The sequence below is a fragment of the Actinoplanes sp. CA-142083 genome (assembly GCF_050942195.1).
Classification (GTDB): domain Bacteria; phylum Actinomycetota; class Actinomycetes; order Mycobacteriales; family Micromonosporaceae; genus Actinoplanes.
In genome coordinates this window covers 2847184-2873473 of the sequence record NZ_CP192076.1, presented here as the reverse complement: position 1 = coordinate 2873473, position 26290 = coordinate 2847184, and the positions used below count along the sequence as shown (strand labels likewise).

The 26290-nt window shown below is 71.7% G+C and carries 12 protein-coding genes; 7 read left to right on the top strand and 5 right to left on the bottom strand.

Annotation, left to right across the window (positions count from 1 at the left end; genetic code table 11):
* Nucleotides 1-40 precede the first annotated feature (40 nt).
* A complete protein-coding gene (locus ACQPZX_RS13290; protein ID WP_433379327.1) occupies nucleotides 41-1081 on the top strand; it encodes an undecaprenyl-diphosphate phosphatase in 1041 nt (346 codons plus the stop codon).
* Nucleotides 1082-1188: 107 nt separating this feature from the next.
* Here ACQPZX_RS13290 and ACQPZX_RS13285 read toward each other — a convergent pair whose 3' ends face one another.
* The 3 genes from ACQPZX_RS13285 to ACQPZX_RS13275 are packed head-to-tail and all read right to left on the bottom strand — an operon-like array spanning nucleotide 1189 to nucleotide 5442.
* Nucleotides 1189-2349: a Dyp-type peroxidase gene (locus ACQPZX_RS13285; RefSeq protein ID WP_433379324.1), complete on the bottom strand. Its 1161-nt coding sequence runs from the start codon at nucleotides 2347-2349 to the stop codon at nucleotides 1189-1191.
* Entirely contained in the window at nucleotides 2346-3539 is a 1194-nt protein-coding gene (locus ACQPZX_RS13280) for an EfeM/EfeO family lipoprotein (protein ID WP_433379321.1), read from the bottom strand. The genes ACQPZX_RS13285 and ACQPZX_RS13280 overlap by 4 nt, the downstream gene beginning before the upstream one ends.
* Nucleotide 3540: 1 nt before the next feature.
* Nucleotides 3541-5442, bottom strand: a complete 1902-nt coding sequence (locus ACQPZX_RS13275) for a cellulose binding domain-containing protein (RefSeq protein ID WP_433379318.1) — start codon at nucleotides 5440-5442, stop codon at nucleotides 3541-3543.
* Between the two features lie 187 nt (nucleotides 5443-5629).
* Between ACQPZX_RS13275 and ACQPZX_RS13270 the strand changes: the two genes are divergently transcribed.
* Nucleotides 5630-6757, top strand: coding sequence for an alpha/beta hydrolase family protein (locus tag ACQPZX_RS13270; protein ID WP_433379316.1), 1128 nt, complete (start codon nucleotides 5630-5632; stop codon nucleotides 6755-6757).
* Nucleotides 6758-7000: 243 nt separating this feature from the next.
* On the opposite strand, the gene ACQPZX_RS13265 is transcribed toward ACQPZX_RS13270, so the two are convergent.
* Both ACQPZX_RS13265 and ACQPZX_RS13260 read right to left on the bottom strand, forming a co-directional pair.
* On the bottom strand, nucleotides 7001-12589 hold the full coding sequence (locus ACQPZX_RS13265; protein ID WP_433379313.1) for an RHS repeat-associated core domain-containing protein: 5589 nt from the start codon (nucleotides 12587-12589) through the stop codon (nucleotides 7001-7003).
* Nucleotides 12586-18999 carry a LamG domain-containing protein gene (locus ACQPZX_RS13260; RefSeq protein ID WP_433379310.1) on the bottom strand — a complete coding sequence of 2138 codons (6414 nt, stop codon included), beginning with the start codon at nucleotides 18997-18999 and terminating at the stop codon, nucleotides 12586-12588. Before ACQPZX_RS13260 ends, ACQPZX_RS13265 begins: the two co-directional genes overlap by 4 nt.
* A 226-nt stretch (nucleotides 19000-19225) precedes the next feature.
* On the opposite strand from ACQPZX_RS13260, the gene ACQPZX_RS13255 reads away from it, so the two are divergent.
* The 5 genes from ACQPZX_RS13255 (at nucleotide 19226) to ACQPZX_RS13235 (ending at nucleotide 26287) form a co-directional block, all read left to right on the top strand.
* Complete coding sequence (locus ACQPZX_RS13255) at nucleotides 19226-21943, top strand: ATP-binding protein (protein WP_433379307.1); 2718 nt, start codon at nucleotides 19226-19228, stop codon at nucleotides 21941-21943.
* A gap of 108 nt (nucleotides 21944-22051) precedes the next feature.
* Entirely contained in the window at nucleotides 22052-23308 is a 1257-nt protein-coding gene (locus tag ACQPZX_RS13250) for an ABC transporter substrate-binding protein (RefSeq protein ID WP_433379304.1), read from the top strand.
* A 38-nt stretch (nucleotides 23309-23346) separates the two neighbouring features.
* Nucleotides 23347-24264: a carbohydrate ABC transporter permease gene (locus ACQPZX_RS13245; protein WP_433385216.1), complete on the top strand. Its 918-nt coding sequence runs from the start codon at nucleotides 23347-23349 to the stop codon at nucleotides 24262-24264.
* A gap of 2 nt (nucleotides 24265-24266) precedes the next feature.
* Complete coding sequence (locus ACQPZX_RS13240; RefSeq protein WP_433379301.1) at nucleotides 24267-25100, top strand: carbohydrate ABC transporter permease; 834 nt, start codon at nucleotides 24267-24269, stop codon at nucleotides 25098-25100.
* 17 nt (nucleotides 25101-25117) lie between these two features.
* The gene (locus ACQPZX_RS13235) at nucleotides 25118-26287 is read left to right on the top strand and encodes an ABC transporter ATP-binding protein (protein WP_433379298.1); all 1170 of its coding nucleotides are present in this window, start codon (nucleotides 25118-25120) and stop codon (nucleotides 26285-26287) included.
* The last annotated feature ends 3 nt before the right edge of the window (nucleotides 26288-26290 follow it).

The window sequence follows — 26290 nt, the reverse complement described above, 5'->3', positions numbered from 1 at the left end:
TCAGGGAAACTTCAGGTCGGTCCGTGCACGATCCGCCGCCATGGACCACGCGTCACTGACCTATCCCGAGGCGATCGTCATCGGACTCCTGCAGGGTGTCACCGAGCTGTTCCCGGTGTCGAGCCTCGGCCACAGCATCCTGCTGCCCGCGGTGATCGGCGGGCGGTGGGCGGCCGATCTGAGCATGAGTGCCGACAATTCGCCCTATCTCGCCTTCGTGGTGGCGGTCCATGTCGCGACGGCCGTCGCGCTTGTCTGGTTTTTCAAAGCCGATTGGGTACGGATCGTGCGCGGTCTCCTGACCTCGGTCCGGCATCGGTCGATCACCAACGCCGACGAGCGCCTGGCCTGGCTGCTCATCGCGGCGACCATCCCGGTGGGCCTGGCCGGGCTGGCCCTCGAGCACATCGTGCGGACCGCGCTGGGCAGGCCGCTGCCCGCCGCGGTCTTCCTGATCCTCAACGGCATCCTGCTCGCCTCGGTCGAGCGCCTACGCAGCCGGCAGCGCGTTCCGGCGCTGGTCGGCGGCGACGGGACACATGTCAGCACCGCGGCCGGCAACGGAGTCTCGGCCGGCCGCAGCAGCGCGGGCGCGGGCCAGGGCGGCGCGGGCCACAGCGGCGCGGGCCAGGGCGGCGCGGGCCGTGGCGGTGACGGGGGCAGTGGCGACGGGCGCAGTGACGCCGCGCCGGATGGGCGGATCGCGTCTCTGTCGTGGGGGCAGGCGCTGCTCATCGGGTCGGCGCAGATCCTCGCTCTGCTGCCGGGCATCAGCCGCTCGGGCTCGACGATCGGTGTGGGGCTGCTGCGCGGGCTCTCCCACGAGGACGCCGCCCGGTTCGCGTTCCTGCTGGCCACTCCGGTGATCGCCGCCGCGGGCGTGCTGAAGCTGCCCGAGCTGGCCGGGCCGGAGGGGCGCGGCATCCTCGGGCCGGTTCTGGTCGGCAGCCTGGTGGCCGGGGTCGCCGCCTACGTGTCGCTGCGCTTCCTCACCAGGTATTTCGAGACGAGGACGCTGAACCCGTTCGCCATCTACTGCGTTCTCGCGGGCACCGCCGGCGTCATCTGGAGTCTGGCCTAGGAGCGAACGGAGAAGACGCCCATCATGCCCATGTCCTCGAATTCGAGGTTGTGGCCATGGAACACGTGCGCGGCCCGCCCGAACAGCCGAGCGCGCGGGCGGCCGAGCTAGGCGAGCAGGGCGCGGCCGTACCAGTCTTCGGTGGATGTCACGCCGGGCAGGGTGAAGAAGTAGCCGCCGCCGAAGGGGCGGATGTAGTCGTTGAGCGGGTCGTCGGCGAGCCGGGTCTGGACCGCCTCGAAGCCGCGCCGGAGGTCCTGCTGGTAACAGCAGAAGATCAGGCCGGCGTCCAGGTCGCCGCCGGGGACCAGGCCGTCGTCGTAGTTGTACGGGCGGCGGAGGATGCGGCTGTTCGCCGTGTCCGCGGTGCGCGGGTTGGCCAGCCTGATGTGCGCGTCGAGCGGGGTGAGCGCGCCCGCCGGGTCCCGCTCGTAGTCGGGCCGGTCCCGCTCCTCGACGCCGTCCAGCGGCGCCCCGCTGTCCCGCCGCCGGCCGATGATGGCCTCCTGCTCGGCCAGCGACACCCGGTCCCAGAACTCGGTGTGCATCCGGATGAACCGCAGCGCCTGGTAGCTACCCCCGGCTGCCCACGCAGGCTCGCCGGCGCCGGCCCAGACCAGGCCGGCGCCCTCGGCCTCGACCGGGTTGCTGGTCCCGTCCTTGAAGCCCATCAGGTTGCGTGGCGTGCCGGCCGGCCGAGGCGGGCTGAGGAATCCGGTGCGGCGGTAGCGCAGCAGCAGGCTGCCGCGGGTGCTGCGGGCGATGTCGCGCAGCGCGTGGTGGACGGTGTCGGCGTTGTCCGCGCAGATCTGCAGCAGGAGATCGCCGTGACACCAGGCGGGGTCGAGCGCGTCGCCCGGGAAGACCCCCATCGCGGTGAGCGAGCGCGGCTTGCGGGCGGCCAGGCCGAAGCGCCCGTCGAACAGCGAGGCGCCGACCGAGACGGTGATGGTCAGGCCGTCGGCGGGGATGGTGGGGCCGAGCACGCCGTTGTCGGCCGGCGGGGTGGTGATCGGTCCGGCGGCCGGGTCACCGCCGGTGGTGAGGAAGCGGGCCCGGGCGGTGAGGGTCTGCAGCACCGGCCGCAATGGCCCGGCGACGTCGAAGGCGGCGAAGACGGCGTTGCGTTGCGGCGGGGTGAAGATCCCCGCTTGGTGCGGGCCATGGAAAGCCGGCGCCTCGACGATGGATTCGGTGCGCGGCAGGGCGGCCACGGCGGCCGCGCCCACGGCGAGGCGCTTGAGGACGGCACGGCGGCTGACGCTCACGATCCGGTCACCTCCAGCAGGCCGGGCGCGCCGGCCAGGGTCTCCAGGACGCCGCCGAGGGCGGCATCGACATCCCGGTGTACGGCCAGCGCGTGCCGGAGCCGTTCGAGTCCCGTGCGGGCGGCCGGGCGCAGGTCCGGGCGGCGCTCGTCGAGCAACGGACCGAACATGTCGAGCAGCGCCTCGGTGGCATCCACGCTCGCGGCCGTTTCGGCGAGCCCCGAGCCGGCGCCCATGTCGGTCAGGCCGGTGCGGTGGAAGCGCAGTGCGTCCTCGAGGATCTCGTGCAGCCGCAGCGGCAGGTCGATCGCGTCCGGGGTCGCGCCGGGCAGGTCGGCCCGGAGCGCGGCCACCTGCTCGGCGACCGCGTCGGCAAGGGGCCGCAACACGCCGAGCGCCTCGCCGTGCCAGAGCCCGTACTCGATCCGGCGCAGGCCGGTGAAGTCCGGGTCCCGCACGCCGCCGGGCAGCCCCTGCGGCAGGCCGTCGATCGCGTCCGCGTAGTCGCCGAAGCTTCCGTAGGCGGCGCCGACCCGATCCCAGGTCAGCTGGGCGATGAGCCAGGCGGCGCGGGCCTTCGTACGGTCGGATCCCGCAACCGCGGACCGCAGCGCCGTCACATCCCGGGTCAGCTGGTCCAGGACGCCCGCGACGTAGCGCTGGTACTCCTCCCGTACGGAAGCCTGCTCTTCTGGAAGAACGGGAGGCGCCGGCGTGTAAGGAAGAGTCAGGCACGGCGAGGAGACGACCAGGCGCAGGAAGCTGGCCGCGCGCTGGCTGATCCCGACCCGGAAGCCGGTGGCCGGGTCCTCGGTGAGCAGCTGCGAGTTCTGGCCGGGCACGTCGACGACGACGCGGTAGCCGAGATCGGCCCAGTGCTGCCGCAGCGCGTCGACGGCCGCGGCGCCTTCGGTGCCCGAGGGCGGCATCATGCTGTAGCGCGAGGAGATCGTGTACGTGCCGGCCGGATCGGAGCACGCGCCGATGGTGCTCACCGCCTCGGCGTACCGAATAGTTTTGGAAATGCCGGCGGCCGCGTCGCTGCGATATTTGTCGATCAAAGCCCGCGCCTCGCGCTCGGTCGGCACCGGAATCGCGGCCGAAGCGCCGGATCGGACGAAGGCGAAGGCGCCCGCCGCCGCCACGACGGCCGTCGTGGCGGCGAGCAGGGCGATCCGGAATCGGGTCATCTCAGTACGTGAAGGAGTAGCCGGCCGAGGAGACGCCGCACGCCGAGACGTACAGCGTGTAGCTGCCTCGCGGCAGGCCGGACGGCAGCGTGAAGTCGGCCGTCTGGGCCTCCCCCGCCCGGCTGGTGATCATCGAGCTGAAGTTGAAGGTCCGGGCGAAGTAGACGTGCCCGGCGCCGTCCTTCAGGTAGACGATCGGATAGTTCTGCGGGTTCTGGTAGTCGTCCTCGCCGAGGCTCACCAGCCCGCTGAGCTGAGTGCCGGACAGGTGGTAGGTGCCGCTGCCGGTGATCGACGTGACCGTCGGCCGCCAGGCGTCGCGCGGCCCGCCGATCGGCGTGTAGACCCAGTTGCGGCTGCCCGCGGCGGCCAGCACCTGACCGTTGGGCAGGTTAATGAAGTTGACCGGCGCCCCGCGGGAGTCCGGCGGTTTGCTGATGATCGCGATCGTGTTGGTGGCCGGGTCGAACTCGTTGATGTTCGCGCCGGAGGCGGAGCCGCACTCGTTGGTCAGCCAGCTGCACTGCACCGAATCGAAGATCACCTTGCCGTTGACCTCGGGCGTGGCGTACACGTCGTCGGTGAACGAGCCCTGCGGGATCGCCGGGCCCTGCTGCCACGAGCCGGGGTCGCTCGGCCGCGCGCCGGGCGTGTAGATGACCGACGTGTTGTGGCCCATGGCGAGGATCCGTCCGTCGTACATCAGCGTGACGGTCGACGTGTCGACACTGCCGTTCGCGTACGAGGAGGGCGGACGCGCCACGGTGTACCAGGCGTTCGCGGCCGGATCGAACCGGTAGGCGCCGCCGTTGCTGATCGAGACGATCGAGCCGTCCGGCAGCGGCACCCAGCCGTCCTCGGCGGCCGGCGCGGGCCGGTTCGGGCCGGCGGTCCACTTGTTCGTCTTCCCGTCGAAGATCTGGGTACGGGCCTGCCGCTGGTCGCTCGACACGATCCGGCCGTCCTTCAGGTGGGCCGTGCCGGTGTCCCAGAGGTTGCCGTAGAGGCCGGACTGGCCGAGGGTCCAGGTGTTGGCCACCGGGTCGTAGAGCTGCACGCCGTTGTGGTCGTTGGACGAGCTGCCGGACGGCCACTGGTACACGTACTCGCCGCCGGCCTGGTAGAAGCGGCCGTCCGGCAGGAGCTGCTCCTGCGCGGCGCCGACCCCGTACGGGCTGGTGGCCAGCTGCTTCCAGGTGCCCTTGGTGTAGTCGCCGAACTGGTCGGGCACGAGCTTGACCCACTGGTGCAGGTCGCTGCCGTTGGAGAGGATGCTGCCGTCGGTGAGCAGCCACATGAACGTGCCGGCGCCGCCGTTGTAGGGGTTGACCGGCACCGCGGCCCAGGTGCCCGGGGTGCCCGGAACGGCCGGCGGGCCGCCGTTGGTGGGCGGAGTCGTCGGCGGGGTCGTCGGTGGCGTCGTGGGCGGAGTCGTCGGCGGGGTTGTCGGCGGTGTCGTGGGCGGGGTCGTCGGCGCGGTCGTCGGGGTCACCGAGCCGGTGCAGGCGACGCCGTTAACGGTGAACGCTGTCGGCACCGGGTTGCTGCCGGTCCAGGACCCGTTGAAGCCGAACGAGGCGCTGCCGCCGGTCGCGATCGCGCCGTTGTAGCTCACGTTGGTGGCGGTGACCGCGGCGCCGCTCTGGCCGACCGTCGCGTTCCACGCCTGGGTCACCGTCTGCCCGGCGGTGTAGGACCACCGCAGGGTCCAGCCGTTGATCGGGTCGCCGAGGTTGGTAATGGTGACGCTGGCGCCGAACCCGCCGCTCCACTGCGAGCTGACCGCGTAGGTCACCTGGCAGCCGGCGGCCGCGGCGTGGGCGACGACAGCGCTGGTGACCGCCAGCACGACCGCCGTGGCGGTGCTCGCCGAGACGAGCATCCGGCGAAGTCCTTTCCGCATGGTCCTTCTCCTTGCGGCTCGGTGGGGTGGCCGCGCGATGCCCACGCCATCGACGACCGTCACTGCCCCGACATCATGTAGGACGAAAACCTTTTCGGCAAGGCCTTACCACCTGGGCTCATCGTGGCCGAAAAGGTTTCGGCCATCCGTTACCGTGGATGCAGGCGTCCGAGGAGGTGCTTCCGTCGTGACTTCAGCCCTACCGCCGCCGACCGGCCCCCACGCCGTGGGCCGGACAGTGCGCGACTGGACCGACCACAAGCGAACCGATCCGTACGCGGCCGAGCCGTCCGAGCCCCGGTCGCTGGTGACCTGGATCTGGTATCCATGCGGCCCCTCGCCGGCCGCCCCCGCCGACTATCTGCCGGCCGCCTGGGACCCGGTCGCCCAGATGCTCGGCATCCGCGCCAAGGGGCTCAAGTCCCGCAGCGTCGACGCCGCGCCACCGGCCGACAGCCACGAGGCCTACCCGGTCGTCTTCCTGTCGCCGAGCGGCTTTCCGCCGCTGCTGCTCTCCGGCACCGCCGAGGAGCTGGCGAGTCACGGTTTCGTCGTGGTGGGCGTCAACCACACGTACGAGACGGCCGTGACCGTCTTCACCGACGGCCGCGTCGTGCCGATGAACCCCGCCGCCATCGCCGGAGCGCTCGGGCCGCAGGCCGGCGCGCACCGGCAGGTGTTCGCGCGGCGCGCCGACGTGTGCCGCTACAAGGCCGAGGATCTGGCGTTCCTCGCCGACCGGCTGGCCGCCCTCGACCACGACGACCCGCTCGCCGGGCGCCTGGACCTGGGCCGGCTGACCGCGATGGGGCACTCGTTCGGCGGCGTGGCGGCCATGCAGTGGTGCCGGGACGATCCCCGCTGCACGGCCGCCGTCAACCTGGACGGGGCGGTGTGGACCGACGTCGGGCGGCTCGGCGTGCCCCGGCCGGTGCTCCAGGTGCTGGCGCCGCACCCCGAGTTCGACATCGCGCCGGAGGCCGCCGTGGCCGCGGGCATGGCCCCCGACCCGGAGTGGTTCGCCGCCGAGAAGGCCATCGCCGTCGACGGCTGGGCGGCCGTCCAGCGCAACGGCCGCCCCACGCACACGTTCGAGATCGCCGGCGCGTCGCACCTGAGCTTCATGGACATCGCGTTCCTGCCGCTCGCGCCCGACTCGCCGGTGCGGCCGATGCTCGACCGCACCGCGATCGAGCCCGGCCGCATGCTCGCGGCCACCACCACACTGGTGCGGGCGTTCCTCACCGGCCAGGACATGGCCGGCATCCCGCTCCCGGCGCCGGCGGTCCGGCTCTTCGGCCGGTCGGAAATGTGACCGATGTGGACGCCCGCGTCGCGACCATCCAGGGCCGCAACCGGCCGCACGCACGGTGACCATGCACGATGCCGGGCCATGGCAACCCAGCCCAGCCACCCTTCCCACCGTGACCGGCCGCACGCACGGTGACCACGCACGGCCCTCGGGCCACGGCGCCCCCGCCCCGGCCACCCGCTGAAGCCGCGACCGGGCCGCGCGCACGGTGACCGACGCGCGACCCGACCCCGCCTCACCAGGTGTCTAGCATTGGAGATTGATCTCGCAGCTCGGCGGGCCGCCGCTGACCAGCTTCGGCAGTCCGCTCGCGTCGATCGTGTCGATGCCGAGCGACGCGGCCGAGTTGACGGCCGCATAGGTGCGCGGGCCGGACGAGACCGCCTGGACGACCGCCCCGGCGATGGGGTGGCCGCTCGCGTAGAGTTTCGCGCCCCCGCTGAACATGACGTTGGCGGCCTTGCCCAGACCGGCGGCGACCGTGCCGAGGCCCACCGAGGCCGCACCGGTCGCACAGTCCCCGCCGGACGTGCCGTCGCCGAAGAAATAGTTGCTGCAGTTGGTGGCGGTCGCGGCGATGTTCATGCCCATGCTGACCAGACCGCACACGGCACACCCGAACATCGCCATCACGCCGAGCCCGACCCCGATCCACTTGTAGGCGCTGCTGTTGGTTACCGCCTTGAGGTTGTCCCAGACGCCGCAGATGAAGCTGGTGCACTTCTCCTCGGGAGGCGGCAGCGGCGGCCCCACCTTGCGGTTGTCTTCCCACGACACCCGGTCGGCGCGGCGGGCGAGCTCCTCGATGCTGGGTCCCTTGTAACCGACCCGGCAGTCGCCGAACTTGTCGCAGTTCGGCACCGGCGCGGGCGCCTTGCCCCGCGCACCCACCCGGCAGTCGCCGTACTTGTTGCAGGACGGCTGGGTCGCCGGCGTCTTGCGGGTGCTGGCCGTGGGCACACCGGGTGGCGGCGGCGCCCACGTGTCCGGCCCCTTCTTGCCGACCATGCAGTCGCCGAACTTGTTGCAGGACGGCGCGTACTGCCCGCTGGGGTCGGACATGGTGACCGGGTTGTTGGCGGCGTAGGCGTACGCGTTCATCTGTTGTGGATCGTCGAGGGCCGCCACCGGGTCGACGGAGAGGAACCGGCCCACCGCCGGGTCGTACTCCCGGGCGCCGAGGTGGACGAGGCCGGTGGACGAGTCGGCGGTGCCGCCGACGAAGCCCTTCTCCCCGGGGAAGGCGGCCGGGACCGCATCGCCGCGGGCCGTGCCGAAGGGGGTCTGCCGCCGCTTGGTGACCTGCTGGCTGACGCTGTCGACGGCGACCAGCGCGGTGCCCTGGTGGTCGGCGGCCAGCCAGGTCACGCCCGCCCCGGTGCGCACCGCCACCGTGGCGCCGGCGTGCTGGTAGAACCGGGTGCCGGTCAGCGTTCCGGAGGCGTTGTCCAGCCGCAGCTCCTGCCCGTCGAGGTACAGGGTGCGGCCGGTCGGGTCGCGGCGGATCAGGCGGTTGCCGTCGGCGTCGTACACGTACTCGGTGGACTTGCCGGCCTCGGTGACCTTGGTCAGCTTCCCTTCCGGGTCCCAGTCGAGCGTCTGCCCGGCGCGGGTGACCACGTTGCCGATGGCGTCGTAGGCGAACTCGTCCTTCGTGGCGCCGCCCGGCTTGACGGTGGTCACCGACCGCAGCTCGCGCGAGTCGTCGGCCGGATAACTGTAGGTGCGGACGGTGTTGCCGGCCGCGGCGTGCTGGGTCTCGGTCAGCCGGTTGCCGACCGCGTCGTAGGTGAACGACTGCCAGTACGGCGCGGCCCCGGCGAGCAGGCTGGTGCCCGGATCCGCGGCGCAGTCGGCGGCCGGCGTCCACGCTTCGGTCAGCCGCCGCAGGTAGTCGTACCCGAGGCACTGCACGTCGTCGGTGTCGGCGACCGAGGTGACATTTCCCGCCGGGTCGTAGGTGTAGTGGGTATCCGCCTGCACCGGCCGGGGCACTTCGGCGTCGACGACGGTGCGGTCCAGCCGGCGGGTGTCGGTGTCGTAGTAGTAGGACTGCCAGACCCGTTTGCCGGTCACGCCGAGGTGCACCCGTTCAAGCTCGCCGTACCGGGTGTACTCGGTCTTGCCGACGTAGGTGGCGCTGCCGGTGAGCGTCGTCGGGTTGGCCAGGTCGTCGTAGCCGAGGCCGACCGTCTCGGCCGGCAGGTTCCCGATCTTGGGCAGCGTCCGGGCGTACACGCTGCCGTCCGGATTGGCTTTGGCGTACGTCGTGTAGGCGCCGCCCAGGCCACCCTCCGCGTCGGGGATCGTGACCGTGGTGTCCAGCGCGAGGTAGAGCGCGGAATAGGCGCCGATCGTCCGGGTGTACGCCGCCCCGCCCACGTACCGGGTCGAGGAGGCCGGCCGGCCCTTGCCCTTGGTGGCGGTGTCGTAGGTCCAGGCGGCGAGGGTGGCCGTGCCCGACGTCACCGCGGTCCGGCGGCCGAGGTCGTCGTAGCCGAACGACAGCGTGACCCCCCGGTCGTCGGTCGATGTGCTGAGCAGCCCGCCGTTGTCGTAGGTCATGGCCGAGGCGCCCTTGTCCGGGTCGTCGACCTTCACCAGACGGCCGCGCAGGTCGTAGGTGTTGCGCCAGATGCTGCCGCCGGCGTCGGTCGCCGACGCCAGGTCACCCCGTTTCGTGTACGTGTACGTGGTGGCGTCGTACGCGCCGGCCGGCGCCCCGCTCCGGTACTGCCGCAGCTCGGTCGTGCGTCCGCGGGCGTCGCTGATGGTGGTCGTCGCGGTGCCCCCGGCCGGCGGGGTCACGCTCACCTGGTCGCCGCCGTACGCCGTGGTGGTGCGCCGCAACTCGGCGCCGCGGCCGTAGACGATCTCGGCGACCTCCCGGCCCGCGCCGTCGTACCGGGTCACCGTCTGCTCGTGGATGGCGGAGTCGGCGGCCAGCCACAGCTGGTCGTCGACCGGCGCGTCGTTGAAGTACGGCGCGCTCGTCTTGAACGCCCGGCCCTGCGAGTCGTAGCGGGTGTCGGTCAGCAGCCGCCCGCCGCCGACCGCCGGGGTCTGCTTCTGCCGTGGCCGCAGCAGCCCGTCGAACAGCGTGTTGACCGTGGTGTAGTTCCCGTTGGGCCCCACGGTGGTGGTGCTGACCACCGACGGGCTGTCGCGGTTTATCCGGTACGCGAACGTGGAGCTGGCGTCGTTGTCCGCGCGGGGGCGGTTGGGCAGCCAGACCGCGGCGACCCGGCCGAGCGGGTCGTACGCCGTCTCGGTCCGGCGGTTGTTGGCGTCGTCGACGATCGTCGCGCTGCCCCAGGCGGGCTCGAGCGTGGTGGTGACGGTGTGGCCGAGCGGGTTGGTCACCACCGTCTGCGTCTCCGGCCCGCCGAGGGCCGGCGTGTAGGCCGTCCGGGTGACCTTCCCCCGGGCGTCGGTCGTGCTGGTGGCCCGGCCGTGCTGGTCGTACCCGGCCCTGCTCGTGGTCACGTATTGCGGATCGGCGCCCGCCGCGTGCTCGCTCTGCTCGTCGGTCCGGACGGTGTTGCCCGCGGCGTCGTACGTGTACTTGGTGTCGCTGATCGCGTCGGCGGGGAAGACCGGCGTGGCGTCGCATTTCACGCCGACGGTCACCACCCGGGCGGGCCGGTCGAACACCCCGTACGTCGTGGTGGTGCAGCGGTCGTCGGCCGCGGTGGAGGTGTCGCCCTGGTCGTCGGACTGGATCGCGAGCCCGCGGCCGTCGTACGTCGTCCTGGTGCTCGTCGTGCGCCACCCGCCGGAAGCCAGCGCGGTGTACCGGCGCACCGCGCCGGTCCGGACCAGATACGCCTTGTACGCGCCGCGGGTGGCCAGCGGACCCTTCCAGTACGGGTCGCTGATCGTCTTCTCGACCACCTGATCGGTGTCGCCCAGGTAGGTGGCCGACTCGAGTTCGAAGCCCTGCAGCCAGTCCTCGTCGGCCCGCGCGTCGCCCTCGCTGGGGTCGACGGCGCCGCCCATCCCGCGGTAGTACCAATGCCGGGTCTTGCCGATCTGGCCGCCCGGATCCCCCGGCGTGCCGGTGCGGACGGTGACGTCGCCGAAGCCGCGGAACTCGTCCCAGGTCCGCTTGTCGTCCTTCATGAACTCCGCCGTGTTGAAGTGCCAGGCGGCGGCGCCGTACGAGTAGGCGGTGACCTGCTCGGTGCTGCTGCTCATCCGGTCGGTCTGCTTGACCTCGGCCACGACGTACTTCTGGAAGTAGTCGGTGCGGGGGGTGTGGAACTTGGTGCTCCAGGTCTGCGGGAAGCAGCGCAGCGTGTTGGTCTTCGCATCGGCCGGCATCGAGGCGCCGGGGACGCAGTTGGGCGGCGCGTAGGTGACGGTGATGACGCCGCCGCTCTCCGAGACGATGCCGGTCACCCGGTAGCGGATCAGCGGCGCGTACCCGTCGGCCTGGTAGACCCGGTTGGCCATCTTGGTGCCCTCGAAGGTCACCGCCGGCAGCGAGGCCGAGCCGCCGGCCAGGCCGGTGTGTGTGATGCTCCGCAGCCACAGGGCGGCCTTCCCGCCGTCGCCGGGGTCGGGGTACTGCTGGTCGAGAGTCCACTGGTCGACGTCGGTGAAGGTGCTGCCCCGCCGGACCTGGGTGGTGATCCGCGCCAGGCGCTTGGCCGACCAGAAGCTCGGCGAATGCTGATCCGCACAAGAGCTGGTGGCACAGTTGTCGTCCCAGGAGACGTCCGGCCAGTTGTCCTTCTTCTCCGGCACGCAATCGCTGCCCGGCACGCACCGGTCGGCGACGGTGAATTCGACCCGGCCGGTCGCCGGGATCGCAGCGTCGTCGGCCCGCAGCCCGTATTCGACCCGGCGCAGCGTGCCGCCCCGGACGTACGGGACCGCGGCGTCGGCGTTGTTCAGCCCGTACGCGTTGGTCTCCTGGTCGTAGGTGTAGACCATCATGTTGCCGTTGCGGTCGACGACCTTGTCCAGGTTCCACCGCCACGCCTGCGCGCAGTGCGAGGCGGCGAACCCGGCGGAGCTGTGGCACGGCTCGCCGGTGTCGTCGCCGAAGACCGGCACCGTCCAGGCCGATTTGGTCTCGGGCCGGGAGCCGAAGAAGTACTGCGTCCCGTCGAGGGTGGTGATCTTCCAGTACTCGCCGTCGTCGTCGCCGTTGGCCGCGCCGGTGAGCAGCTCGATCCGCGAGCCGTCCTCGCTGCGGTTGTGCCACACCTTGGTCGACTCGTCGCGGATCAGCATCCCCGCTCCGCCGCCATAGGAAGCGGTCGCGTTCCAGCTGCCCCAGCAGAGATCGCCGGCCTTCGGGGGCGTGACGTCGCCGGCGTCGTCGTCCGCGCACGGACGGTAGGACCGTTCCACGAAGCCGGGTGACAGGCTCCAGCCGTCGCCGATCCACGAGGCCTGGTTGTTGGTGGCGCTGGTCCGGCCGTCCACGGCCGACGACGCGTACGAGAGAGCCAGCTCCGGCTCCTGCCCGCCCGGCGCCGGCGGCACCCGCAGCGGGTACGACCAGCTGAAGTCGCCGGTCTGGGTGGAGACCTGCCAGCTCGCCGACGGCGCGAGCGGCGTGGCCTCGTTGGTGCCGGCGCCGTCCTTGACCTGTGCGGACGGCGCCTGGTTGCCGTGCAGTGCGTCCTGGCTCGCCTGATCCGGCGGCTGCGCCCGCATGGTCTGCTTCTCCACCGGGGTCGAGCCGACCGTGGGCAGCGGCACCGACGGGCCGGTGGCCGCGAGCGCCATCGGCGGCCGCACCACCCCGTTGATCAGCGGGACGACGAGCAGAACCGCGAGGGCGAAGCGGATGGATCGCATGAAGATCTCCCGTCCGGTCATGCTGCGAACACCGCCGTCACGGCCGGCACGCTGGTCAGGACATAGCCGAGCTGTTTGTCGACGACCTGGCCCTCGCAGGCGGCGTCGAGCGAGACGAAGGTGTCCGTGTTGATCCGGCATCGGTAGATCGGCCGGCTGTCGAGTCCGGGTGGGGCCTCGGGCCAGATCCGGCCGACCGAGGCGAGCACGGACTTGCCTTCGCAGGCGGCGTCGGTGGAGAGGAACTGGTCGATGCCGTCCTGGCAGCTCAGCAGCCGCTGGGTGGCCGGGTCGGCGGCCAGCAGCAACAGGCCCTGGGCGCCCGGATATCCGTACGACGGTGGCGGCCCGTCGGTGGTGCTGGTCGAGTCGAAGCCGGGCAGGACGTAGCGGGTCAGCGTCCCGTAGGCCACGGTGTAGCCGAGCAGCCCCTGGTTGGTCCCGCCCTCACAGGTGTCCACGCGCGACTCGAACCGGTCGGCGCCGCTCGCGCACCGATAGACGGCGATGGTCGGGATGTTTTCCGGCTGCTGGGTGTAGACCAGGCCGACGTCGCCGGCCTTCTCGGCGCCCTCGCAGTCGGCCTGGACCGAGGTGAACCCGTCGGCGCCGGCCCGGCAGGCATAGAGCATCCGGGTGTTCGGCCCCTCGGCGGCGGCCGTGCCGAGGGTGCCCTCGAAGTGGTAGCCGTCGCGGACCTGGCCGGTCGGGCCGGTGTAGTGGTCGCCCGATCCGTTGAGGAACCGGCCGATCTGGCCGGCGGGCGGGCCGGCCCAGCCACCGCGGGCCGCCTGCTCGGCGTCGGGCACGATCCCGTCCGAGATGCGCACGTCGTCGAGCGCGCCGGCGAACCAGCCGGACGGCTTGCCGTCGGCCTTGGCCCGGCCGATCGCCACCTTGCCGGTCGCCCGCCACAGCACGACCCGGTCGCGGACGCCGGCGAGCTCACCGTCGACGTAGAGCCGCAACTGCCGGGCCGGGAAGTCGTAGACGCCGGTCAGGTGGGTCCACTGGTTGAGCACGGCCTGCTCCGGCGCCGCCGCGTAGGCCTGCGGGGCGCCGTCGCTGTCCGAGATCGCCGCGCCGAAGACCCACCGCTTGAGGTCCGGCCGGTACTGCAGCGCGTAGCCGCTGGCCCGGTCGCCGTCCTGGCTGACCACGGTGGCGACCAGGTCGCCGCGGGTGAGCCGGGCCCAGCCGGAGACCGTGAAGCTGTCCAGCATCTGCAGGCCGAACGGCGCGGTAGCCCCGCCGCTCGCTCCGTCGAGCTGGAGGGCCTGCCCGCTCACCGCCGGCACCCCGAAGTTGCTGCCGGCGACGATCGCGGCGTCGGCCTTGCGCCAGCTGGTGTCCACGCCGTTCCCCTTGTCGAACCGGTAGAAGCCCCACCAGTCCTCGGGGGTGTCGTCGTGAACCTTGCGGATCTCGCCGTCGCCGAGCGCGCGGGCGTACACCCGGACGTCGTCGATGCCGCGCGGGAAGAAGGCCGAGTTCGCGCCGTTCCACCTGGCCCGCCCGATCGACATGGGACCGGACGACGGCAGGACCGTCACCCCGACCTTGGTCGCCGAGAGCAGGCCGTTGACGTAGAGCCGCAGCTGGTGCAGGTCGGCGTCGTAGGCCATGGCGAGGTGGGTCCAGGCGCCGGCCGCGGCGGTCTCGGTGGAGTTGAGGATGTTCACCGCGGTGCCGGGGTTGTCCTTGTCGACCTGCGGCGCGAGCACCATCCAGGTCTTGGTGGTCCCGTTGTAGCCGAGCGAGAACGCGCTGAGCCGGCCGGCGTCCTGGGCGAGCACGGCGGTGTTGGCGGTCCCCGCCTGGGTCAGATAGACCCAGGCGGTGGCCGAGAAGCTGTGGGTGGTGTCGAGCACCGCGCTCGCCGTCTGCGCGTAGCCGGAGGTGCCGTCCAGCCAGGAGCTGTAGGTGTTGCGTCCGCCGATCCAGGTCGCTCCGCCCTTGAGCGTCGCCGTGCGGCCGCGGCCGCTGCTGTCGGCAGCGCTCGTGCCGGCGTTGTCGTCGAATTTCCACCAGGCCGCGTCGGCCTCCGGCAGCGCCGAGGCGGCCTGCGCCGGGTACGAGTGGAACAGCCCGAGAATCCGGTCGGAGTCGAGCGGCCCGGTGTAGAGCCGCACGTCGTCGACGCTGCCCGGCCAGTACTCGCCGGCCGCGTCCTTCACCTTGCCCCGCCCGATCGCCAGGCCCTTCGCCGCCGGCCACGGGGTGTTGAGGGTGCCGTCGCCGACCCGGTCCCCGTTGACGTACAGCCAGATCTTCTTGGTCGGCTGGTCGTACACCGCGACAAGGTGGGTCCAGGTGTCGAGGTCGGTGGGCTCGGTCGACACCGCCGCCTTGGTCACCCGGGCGCCGGCCGCGTCGGACTCGGGCATCTCGAAGAGCCAGGCCCCGTACGCGTTGTTGTCGGCGTCGACGATGTGGCCGAGCCGGAACTTGCTGGTGTGCTCGCCGTCGGCGGTGACCGCGTCCACCTTGCAGGCCGGCACCGCGTCCAGGTCGCAGTCCTTCTGCCGGAGCTTGACCCAGGCCGAGACGGTGAACGACTGGTCCAGGCGCACGTCCACGCCCGAGGTGACCGCCGCGCCGCTCGTCCCGTCCAGGGTGATCGCGTTGCCGACCCGGCCCGGCGCGAACGACGCGCCACCGGTCACCGTCGCGCCGCGCGCACCGACCCCGTCGGCGGCGTTGCGGCCGCCGGACTCGTCCAGGGCGTAATTGTGGACGAGGGCCAGATCGCGGCCCGCCATCGCCTGGATCTCCGAGGCGAACAGCGCCCGGGAGTACGCCGCCACGTCGTCGATGGCGCCGGTGAAGTACTCCACCGGACCGCCGGCCCACTTGGCCCGGCCGATCTGGAAACCGCCGGTGGCGTTCCAGGTCTGGGTGTGCGCGGCCGAGCCGGCCAGCACCCCGTTGACGTAGAGCTGGATCTGGTGCGCGCCGGCGTCGTACACCGCCACCAGATGCGTCCACTGTCCGAGCTGGATGGCGTCGCCGACCGCCTCGTCCCGCTTGGTGCCGTCGTCCACGACGTCGCCCGCGAACATGACGAACCCCCACCGGCCGTCCGACCGGGCCCGCACCTTGAACGCGCTGACCTGGTTGCCGTCCTGCGACAGCACGGCCGGGAGCGAGCCGAGCTTGTCGACCCGGGCCCAGGCCGCCACCGAGAAGCTGCGGTCGGTGTCCACCGCGTGCGGGGCCTGCACCCATTTGGCCGAGCCGTCGAGGCGCAGCGCGAGGTCGTTCGGGTCGGGCATGCTCGCCTGTCCGCCGGTGTAGTCCGGGCCGTTGATCGCGGTGGCGTGGATCGCCTTCGGCGAGGAGTCCTGGGTGTTGCCGTCGAACTTCCAGTTGCCGGTCATCACGCCGTCCCGGCTGACCAGGCCGCGGATCTCGTCGGCCGACAGGACCCGGTTGTAGGCCCGCACCTCGTCGATCCCGCCGCGCCACGGGTTGGTGACGTTGCCCTGCCATCGTCCCTGCCCGAGCAGGAACGGCCCGGTGGCGTCGACTCCGGTGGTGCGCGGGGCCGATCCGGCGAGGGTTCCGTTGACGTAGACCCGGATCTGGTTGAGTCCGGTGTCATAGACCGCGGTGAGGTGGGTCCACTCACCCGTCTTGGCAATGCGCGCGCTGCGCACCATGGAATCGGAAGACACGGCGAGCTCCCACATGTCGCCGTCCTTGTCGCTGCGGTAATTGATCATGAAGCCGCTGGTGACGGCGCCGTCCTGGGACACCACGGTGGCGGCGTCGGAGCCGCCCGGCGCCCGGTCGGCCCAGGCCCAGGCGGACACCGAGAAGCTCCGGTCGGTGCGCAGCACCGGTCCGCTCGTCGTCACGTAGTCGCCGGGGTTGTCCAGCTGCACGGCGCCGTTGACCGCGCCGCCCTCGACGAACCGGGCGCCACCCCGCAGCACGCCCATCTCGCCACCGGCGGCGTTCCGGGCGGTCGTGCCGGCGGTCTCGTCCAGGCTCCAGTAGCCGGCCTGCACGTTGTCCCGGCTCACCGCGCCGCGCACCTCGCCGTCGGTCAGCGCCCGGTCGTACACCTTGACCTCGTCCACCGACCCCACCAGCCCGCGCCCGGCATAGAACTCGCCCGTGCCGTTCCACGGGGTCGGACGCGCGACGGCGCCGACGAGCTCACCGTCCACATAGAAACGGACCTTTTTCCCGTACGCGTCATAGACGCCCGTCAGTTGCGTCCACTGCCCGGCCATCGGCGCCGCCGGCGCGGTCACGAAATCCCATTCCGTCGGCGTCTTCTCGTCGGTGCGCGGCATCGAGAAGACCCAGCGCTTGCGGTCACCGGCGTACTGGAGAACGAACGCGGACTGATTGACGCCCATCTGACCCACCGCGTTGATCCAGCGGTCGTCGACGTTGTCGAGCTTCACCCAGGCCGACACCGAGAAGCTGGCGTCGGTCTTCACCACGGTGGGCGCCGTCATCTGCCCGGTGCCGTCCAGGCGCAGGCCGGTGCCGACCGCTCCCCCGGCGTAGGTCGCGCCGCCGCTCAGCGTGCCGTGCCGGTCGCCCAGGAACGCGGTGTCCTTGGCGTTGCCCTCCATCGGCCACTGGCCGAGCGGCCCGTTGCCGGCGCGGACGTGGACGGGCACCTCCTTGATCGGGCTCTCGTGCCCGGCCCGGTCGACGCTCTGGACGTACAGGGTCTGCACGCCGTCGGCGATCGGGGCGATCTGCACGGTCGCCTTGCCGCCCAGCGCGTCGGCGTCGACCTTCTTGGCCGGCGGGGTGGCCCAGTCGTACATGTAGTGGTCGACGTCTTTGAGGTTGACGTCGCCGGGATCGAAGGTGAAGGTTCCGGGCACACCCACACCGCCGTGCCACCGGTTGTCCTGCTCATACAGCCCGGCGGTAACGCCCGGCTCGTTGGGGATGCCGGTGAGGTCGACGACGAACGGGCCGGGACCGTTCTTCCAGTCGCCGCCGTCCGGCCCGTCCCGGCCCCACAGCGTCCAGCTGACCGTCTGGTTCTCCCGCCCGCTCAGGTCGAGGACGGTGCTGAAGGTGTTGCCCGAGCCCAGGGTCGGTCCCTCGCGGTGCTCCTTGGCCGGGCCGCCGTAGACGTCCCAGATGGCGGTCAGCTGGTCGTTGTCGGGGTCGGAGAGCTGGCCCTTGAGGCGGATGGTCTTGTCGCCGAAGTACCGGACGCCGCCGCACCACTTGCACGGCGGATCGAGCGGCGGGTCGGTGGTCATCGCGGCCGGCGGGTTCGGGCGGGTGTTGAAGTTGACGGTGATCCGGGTGGCGGCGCCGTCGTACTTGCGCCACGCGAACTTGTCGCCCTCGTCGGTCGCCCGGACGTAGAACGTCGACCAGCCGGACGTGTTCAGCGCGCCCGCCACGTTCCACCCGATGCCCTTGTAGCCCTCGCATCCGGTGTAGTTCGACCCGGCGGACGCCTTGCCGACCTCCCAGCCCTGCGGAGCGTTGTTCCAGGTGGTGCCGCCGCCGATGCCCCCGGTGGCGAATAGCTTGTGCTCGTCGGTCCGGCACTGCGGGCCGTACGCGATGGTGGCGTCCAGGCTCGCGCTGATGATCCGCTTGCCGTTCAGGAAGCTGGTGTCGAAGGTCCAGTAGGTACGGGCGACCCCGATGCCGTTGCACCCCGGCCAGTCGCAGTAGCCGACCTTGGCCCAGTTGTCGAGGTCGTTGCCGCCGTTCCAATGGGCGCTGTCCGGCTTGCCGGAGAACACCTTCGTCCACCCCTGCTGGCCGAACGTCCGCCAGTCCGGGTCGATGGTGATCGGGAACCGGGCGGTGCCGCCGGTGAGCAGCCGGCGATCCGGGATCAGCGTCAGCGCGGTGGCGCCGGCCTCGACCCCCACGCCGGCGTGCGTGCCGGCGGCGTCCCACATCGTCGGCGCCGCCGCCGCGAAGACCACCTTGCCGGCCTTGTCGCGGGCCTCCAGCCGCCGGGACGGGGTCACCTCGACCCGTAGCCCGTCGGTGGCCAGGCCGAGCCGGATCCGCTTCAGGGCCCGGCTGCGCGCGGCCGCGGCGTTCTTGACCACCAGATGCTGGACGTAGCCATCGGCTTCGGCCCGCATGACGAGGTCGACACCGGGCAGCACCTCGCGGTAGGTGGCGGTCCCGCCGGCCAGGACGGGTGCCGGGAGCAGGCCGGGCCAGGTGAGCGCCAACGATCGGCCCGGCGCTCCGAACCGGACCAGCGGCGTGCCGCGCCCGCCCGGCGAGAAGCTCAGCTCGGCGCCGATCTCCCGTGGCGCCAGCCGGCCGTCCGCCCGGCGCTCCAGCGTCGGATCGGTGCCGGCCGGCTGGACGGTCAGCACGGCCTGGAGCGTGCCGTCCGGCTGGGCCGTGACCAACCGGGTCGGCGTGCTCAGCTCCTTCACCATCACCGGAGCCGGGACCGCCTCGGCCACTGGTTCGGTCCCCTTAGGAACCACCCAAGCCAACGCCGCGATCACCGCCGATACCCCCACCGCGGCGAGCCACCATTGCCGGCCATTTCCTCGAACCACCACAGTCCCCCCAGAGTTGCGCCCGGCGAACAGCCTCGCCGGGGCGGGTGGCCGGGGCATCCGTGGCGGCCACGTGTCCACCACCTGCCCGCCACGTGTGCTCGCATCGACAGGGCATGATGGGCGCGTGATCGGAACGACCCGGCCGTCCGGCCGCGAGGCGGAGGTTCTCGCCGCGCTGGGCGCGGGCCAGTCCAACGCCCAGATCGCCGGCCGCCTGCACATCTCGGTGCGCACGGTCGAGGGACACGTGTCGTCGCTGCTGCGCAAGTACGGCGTGACCGGCCGCGCCGAGCTGGCCGCGCTGGCCGGCTCCGGGAGCGACAACGCGCCGCCGGCGCCGGGGACGGTCAGCGGCGTGCCGGTCGCCCGGACCTCGTTCGTCGGCCGGGTCCGGGAGCGCGCGGAGATCCTCGGCCTGCTGGCCGAAGAACGGCTGGTCACCCTGGTCGGACCGGGTGGCGCCGGCAAGACCCGGCTGGCCTGGGCGGTGGTGGCCGAGGCCGGGACGGGATTCCCGTTCGGCGGCGCGTACGTCGACCTGGTGCCGGCCCGCGACGAGTCGGTGCCGCAGGCGGTGGCGGCCGCGCTGCACGTCGCCGAGGGCCCGGAGCAGTCGCTCGAGGCGGCCATCACGGCCCGGCTCGGGCGCGGCCGCACCCTGCTGGTGCTGGACAACTGCGAGCACGTGATCGACGGTGTCGCCGCGTTCGCGGACACCCTGCTCACGCTCTGCCCCACCGTCACGATCCTGGCCACCAGCCGGGAGCGGCTCGCGGTGCCCGGCGAGCACACCGTCCCCATCGGACCGCTGCCGCTGGGCTCGGACGCCGAGCGCCTCTTCCGGGAGCGGGCCGCCGCGGCCGGCGCCGAGCGCGACGCCGATCCGGCCGTGGTGACCGACCTGTGCGCCCGGCTCGACGGGCTGCCGCTGGCGATCGAGCTGGCCGCCGCCCGCAGCCGCGCCCTCGGCGGGCCCGGCCTGGCCGCCGGGCTCGGCGACTACCTGCGCCTGCTCGCCGGCGGGCGCGGCTCGACCGTCCGGCACCGGTCGATGCGCTCGGTGATCGGCTGGAGCCACGACCTGCTGGCGGCGGACGAGCAGACGCTGTTCCGGCGGCTGGGCGTGTTCGCCGGCGGGTTCGACCTGCCGGCCGTCGCGGCGGTCACCGGCATCCCGTCCGCGACCGCCGCCGACCTGCTCGGAAGGCTGGCCGACAAGAACCTCGTCGCCCTCGACCGGGTCGACGGCCGGTGGCGGCTGCTCGCGACGATCCGGGCCTATGCGATCGAGCGGCTGCACGCCGAGGACGAGTACGAACCGGCCCGGCAGCGACACCGGCGCTGGGTCTGGGAGGTGGCCGGCGCGCTGCGGCACCGGTCCGACGGCGACTGGGAGCGCGACTTCGACGCGATCGCCGACGACCTGCGCGCGGCCCTGTACGGGGCCGGCCCCGACGCGCACCCGCTGATGCGGCTGCTGGGCGGCCTGACCTTCGCACGCCGGTTCTTCGCCGAGGCGCAGGGCCACTACCTGGCGGCGGCGCTGCTGGCGGCGGACCCCGCCGAGGCGCTCACCGACACCCGCAACGCGGCGGCCGCGGGCCTGCGGATCGCCGGCCGGGCGCAGGGCTACCAGCACCTGATCGACTTCGCGGACCGGGCCGGCGCCGAACCGGTCACCCGGGCCCGCGCCCTGGCCCACGCCGTCGTGCTCACGCACCGCTTCATCGCTCAGCCCCTCCGGGTTTCCGCCGAGCAGACGCGGGTGCTGCTGGCCGAGGCGCGCGACGCCGCCGCGCCGGCCGACCCGGAGACCGCCGCGCTGCTGGCTTCGGCCGAGGCCTGGGCGGCGGCGCCGGGCACCGACCTGCACGCGCCGGACCCGGAGCTGGCCCGCGCGGCGGTCGCGGCCGCCCGCGGCGTGGACGACCCGATCCTGCTGCACGGCGCGCTGGACGCCCTCGCCGCCGCCGAGTCCCGGGCCGGGCGGCTGCGGGCGGCGCACCGGATCGCCCAGCAACGACTGCCGCTGCTCGCCCGGATACCGAGGCACGAGCCGTACGCGACGGTCGAGGTGATGGACGCCTACCTGATGGCGTCCGCGCACGCCGTGGGCGCGGGCGACCTGCACGCCGCCGTCGACGACGCCGGCGAGGGCGAGGACGACCAGCGCGGCGCCTACCCCTATCTCGGCACGCGGCGGGTGCTGGCCCTCGCGCTGGCCGGCCGCTTCGACGAGGCGCTGCGCCGGGCCGACGCGGCCTGGGACGAGTGGCAGCGCAACGGGTTGCCGTTGATGCGGTGGGTGGCGCCGCAGGCGTACGCCGCCGCGCTGGTGCACGGCCTGCGCGGGGACGGCCGGTACGAGACCTGGAAGCAGCGCGCCCTGGAGATCGCCGGCGAGCCGAGCTCGTCCTTCGTCGTCGCCGTCGCCGCCTACGCCGACGCGCGGCTCGCCCTGCACCGGGGCCCGGCGGCCGCTACGGTCGGCGAACTGGTGAGCCGGGCCGTCGCCGACCTGCCCGAGCCCTGGTACGCCGCCTACGCCCGGGCCGCCGGCGCCGAGCTCGCCGTCGCGGCCGGACTGCCCGAGGCGCCGGAGGTGCTGCGGGGCGTCGCCCGGGCCGGCGCGGAGAACGACTTCGCGGCCGCCACGCTGGCTCGCGCCCACGGCCGGCTCGCCCGCGACCCGGCCACGCTCCTCGATGCGGCCGGCCAGTTCGAGCGGATCGGCGCCCGGTTCGAGCGGGCAGCCACCCTGCTCCTGGTCCCGGACCGCGCGGACGAGGGCCGGGCCGAGCTCACCGCCCTCGAGGTGAAGTTCGAAGCCCGCGGTCGTTGATCGCAAAACCGGGTTAGCAGCTCGACTCGCGCTTCCTACCTGGATCTGGCAGTCTGAAAATCGGATGTGATCTACGTCATATCGGAGGTTTCGACGGACGGAGGATCGATGAGGCTTCACCATCCGGCACGACCGACGGCGACGCTCGGCGTGATCGCCCTCATGGCATCGCTCGCGGCCTGCTCCAGCGGTCCGGAGGGGACCGTGGTCAACCTGTACGGCGGGGCGAGCGGCACCGGATTCGACAAGATCATCGCCGACTGCAACCAGGCGGCGGGCGGCCGCTACACGATCGTCGGCAACCTGCTCCCCAGCGACGCCGACGGCCAGCGCGACCAGTTCGTACGCCGGCTCGCCGCGCACGACGACGGCATGGACCTGCTCGGCATGGACGTGACCTGGACCGCCGAGTTCGCCGAGGCCGGCTGGATCCGGGAGCTGACCGGCGACGAGAAGGCCCAGGCGACAAAGGACACCCTGCAGCCACCGATCGACACGGCGACCTGGAAGGACAAGCTCTACGGCATCCCGCGCACGACCAACGTCCAGCTGCTCTGGTACCGCAAGTCGCTGGTGCCGACGCCGCCCAAGACCTTCGACGAGATGCTCACGATGGCGCAGCAGCTCAAGGCGCAGGGCAAACCGTACGAGATCGGCCTGACCGCCGCCCAGTACGAGGGCTACGTCGTCAACATCAACAACCTGGTGACCGCGTACGGCGGCACGCTGGTCAACGCGGACAGCTCGGCGCCCACCATCGACGACAAGACCGTCCAGGCTCTGGCCATGATGCGCCGGCTCGCGAGCTCGGGCGTGACCAGCCCGTCGCTGTCCAACGCGCAGGAGCCCGAGGTCTTCGCCGACCTGCAGTCCGGCCGGTCGGCGTTCTCCCTGAACTGGCCGTACGTGCTCAGCTCCATGCGCGAGGCGAACCCGGACATCGTGGACGACCTCGGCTTCGCCCCCTACCCGTCGGTCGACGGCGGGGCGCCGAAGGTGACCTTGGGCGGGATGAACTACGCGATCAGCACCTACAGCAAGCACCCGGCCGAGTCGTTCGAGGCCGGCATGTGCCTGCGGAACGAGAAGAACGCGCTGAGCGCCGCGCTCGACGGCGGTGACGTGCCGGCCCTGGCCACCGTCTTCGACGAGCCGGAGTTCATCAAGGCGTACCCGATGAAGGACGCCATGCTCACCGAGCTGAAGAACGCCGTGCCGCGGCCGGTGTCGCCGGTCTACCAGAACATCTCCACGATCGTCTCCACCACGCTGTCTCCCCCCGGGAAGATCAGCCCGCAGAAGTCCGCCGACAAGCTTCGCAGCGCGATTCAAGCCGCGATCGAGGGCAAGGGGATCCTGCCGTGACCGCTACGCCGACCCCGGCGGCCGCGGAGTCGGCCGACCTGCAGATCGAAGAAGAAACCACCCAGATCGCCCGCCAGCGCTTCAACGAGGCCAAGCGGGCCGAACGCAAGCTGGGCCTGATGCTGGTGGCGCCGGCGGTGATCATCATGCTCGCGGTCACCGCCTACCCGGTGCTGTACGCGATCTGGCTCTCGCTCAACAAGGCCGACCTGCGTAAGCCCAACGACAACCAGTTCATCTGGTTCGACAACTACGTCACCGTGCTGTCCAGTCCGATCTGGTGGACGGCGTTCGGCGTGACCACGCTCATCACCGTGGTCAGCGCGGCTCTCGAGCTGGCCCTGGGCATGATTCTGGCGATCATCATGCACCGCACGATCGTCGGCCGCGGGCTGGTGCGCACCTCGGCGCTGGTCCCGTACGCGATCGTGACCGTGGTCGCCGCGTTCTCCTGGCGCTTCGCCTGGACGCAGGACCTGGGCTGGCTGGCGCCGGAGGGCTCGGCGCCGCTGACCAAGTTCGGCAGCTCGATCGGGATCATCATCCTGGCCGAGGTCTGGAAGACGGTCCCGTTCATGGCGCTGCTGCTCATGGCCGGCCTGGCACTGGTCCCCGAAGACCTGCTCAAGGCGGCGTCGATGGACGGCGCATCGGCCTGGAAGCGCTTCTGGATGGTCACCGTGCCGCTGATCAAGCCGGCCATCCTGGTGGCGCTGCTGTTCCGCACGCTCGACGCGTTCCGGGTCTTCGACAACATCTTCATTCTCACCAGCGGGGCCAACCACACCAGCTCGGTGTCGATGGTGACCTACAGCAACCTGATCCGCGGGTTGAATCTCGGCATCGGCTCCGCCATGTCGGTGCTGATCTTCATCACCACCGGGATCATCGCGTTCGCGTTCATCAAGCTGTTCGGCGCGGCCGCGCCGGGCGCCGACCCGGGTGGGAGGCGGTAGCCGTGCAACCAGCGACGACCAACCGCAAGCTGATGTGGTGGGGGATCAACATCCTCGTGCTGCTGTACGCCTTTGTCCCGGTGTTCTGGCTGCTCTCGCTGTCGCTCAAGGACGCCGCGACGCTCAACGACGGCAAGTACTTCCCGGTCAGCCCGACCGGCGAGAGCTACAAAGCGATCTTCCAGAACGAGGACTTCGTCCGCGCTTTGATCAACTCCATCGGGATCTGCCTGATCTCCACGCTGATCGCCATCGTGGTCGGCACGATGTGCGCGTACGCGATCGCCCGGCTGCAGTTCCCGGGCAAGGCGGCGATCCTGGCGATGGCGCTGCTGGTCTCGATGTTCCCGCAGATCGCGCTGGTCACCCCGCTGTTCAAGATCGAGACGGCGATCGGGCTGTTCGACACCTGGCCCGGCCTGATCATTCCGTACGTCACGTTCGCCCTTCCGCTGGCGATCTACACGCTGTCGGCGTTCTTCCGGGAGATCCCCTGGGATCTGGAGAAGGCCGCCAAGATGGACGGCGCCACGCCTTACCAAGCCTTCCGGCAGGTGATCACGCCGCTCGCGATGCCCGGCGTGTTCACCACCGCGATCCTGTGCTTCATCGCCTGCTGGAACGACTTCCTGTTCGCCCTCTCGCTGACCTCGACGTCGAGGGCGCGCACCGTGCCGGCCGCGATGAGCTACTTCACCGGCGCCACCACCTTCGAGAAGCCGACCGGGCCGATCGCCGCGGCGGCCATCGTCATCACCATCCCGATCGTGCTGTTCGTGCTGGTCTTCCAGCGGCGCATCGTCGCCGGCCTGACCTCCGGCGCCGTCAAGGGCTGAGGAGAAGAGGAGCTGAAGTGGCTGAGATAGTTCTCGAGCATGTCGTCAAGCGCTACCCCGACGGGTCCCTCGCCGTGGACGACTTCAACCTCGACATCGCCGACGGCGAGTTCATCATCCTGGTCGGCCCGTCCGGCTGCGGGAAGTCGACCACCCTCAACATGGTGGCCGGCCTGGAGGACATCACCGCCGGGAAGCTGATCATCGACGGTCAGGTGGTGAACGACAAGGCGCCCAAGGACCGCGACATCGCCATGGTGTTCCAGTCCTACGCGCTGTACCCGCACATGACCGTCCGGGAGAACATGGGCTTCCCGCTGCGGCTGGCCGGGATGGACAAGGTGACCATCCGCGAGAAGGTGGACAAGGCGGCCGAGATGCTGGAGCTGACCCAGCACCTGGACCGCAAGCCGGCCAACCTCTCCGGCGGCCAGCGCCAGCGCGTCGCCATGGGGCGGGCGATCGTCCGCTCCCCCAAGGCCTTCCTGATGGACGAGCCGCTCTCCAACCTGGACGCCAAGTTGCGGGTCCAGATGCGTACGCAGATCTCCCGCATCCAAAAATCGCTGGGCACTACGACGCTCTACGTGACGCACGACCAGACCGAGGCGATGACCCTCGGCGACCGCGTGGTGGTCATGCGGGCCGGCGTCGTGCAGCAGGTGGGCACCCCCGCGCACCTGTACGCCCACCCGGCGAACCTGTTCGTGGCCGGCTTCATCGGCAGCCCGTCGATGAACTTCCTGCCCGGGAAGCTGCGCGACGGCGCGGTGGTGACGGCGCTGGGCGAGGCGCAACTGCCCGACCGGTCCCGGTCGGCGCTGGAGAGCTCGGGGGCCGACCGCGACGTCATCGTGGGCATCCGGCCGGAGCACTTCGAGGACGCCAGCATGGTGGGCGACAAGCCGGGAGCGACTTTCGACGTGCCGATCGACATCGTCGAGGCGATGGGATCGGACGTCTACGCGTACTTCACCGTCAAGGGCGAGGGGGCGCACTCCCGCGACCTCGACGACCTGGCCAAGGACACGGGCAACGACCTGCACGGCAGCGGCACGTCGATCACCGCCCGGCTGGACGCCGCGGCCGACGTCCGGCGCGGCCACAACGCGCGGCTCTGGTACGACACGGCGAAGCTGCACCTGTTCGACCCGTCGTCCGGGAAGAACCTGCTGGCCACCGACTGATCC

Excerpts from the sequence above, each read along its gene's own strand:
- ACQPZX_RS13290 (WP_433379327.1), top strand. The coding sequence starts at position 41 with ATGGACCACGCGTCACTGACCTATCCCGAGGCGATCGTCATCGGACTC.
- ACQPZX_RS13280 (WP_433379321.1), bottom strand. The coding sequence starts at position 3,539 with ATGACCCGATTCCGGATCGCCCTGCTCGCCGCCACGACGGCCGTCGTG.
- ACQPZX_RS13275 (WP_433379318.1), bottom strand. The coding sequence starts at position 5,442 with ATGCGGAAAGGACTTCGCCGGATGCTCGTCTCGGCGAGCACCGCCACG.
- ACQPZX_RS13265 (WP_433379313.1), bottom strand. The coding sequence starts at position 12,589 with ATGACCGGACGGGAGATCTTCATGCGATCCATCCGCTTCGCCCTCGCG.
- ACQPZX_RS13250 (WP_433379304.1), top strand. The coding sequence starts at position 22,052 with ATGAGGCTTCACCATCCGGCACGACCGACGGCGACGCTCGGCGTGATC.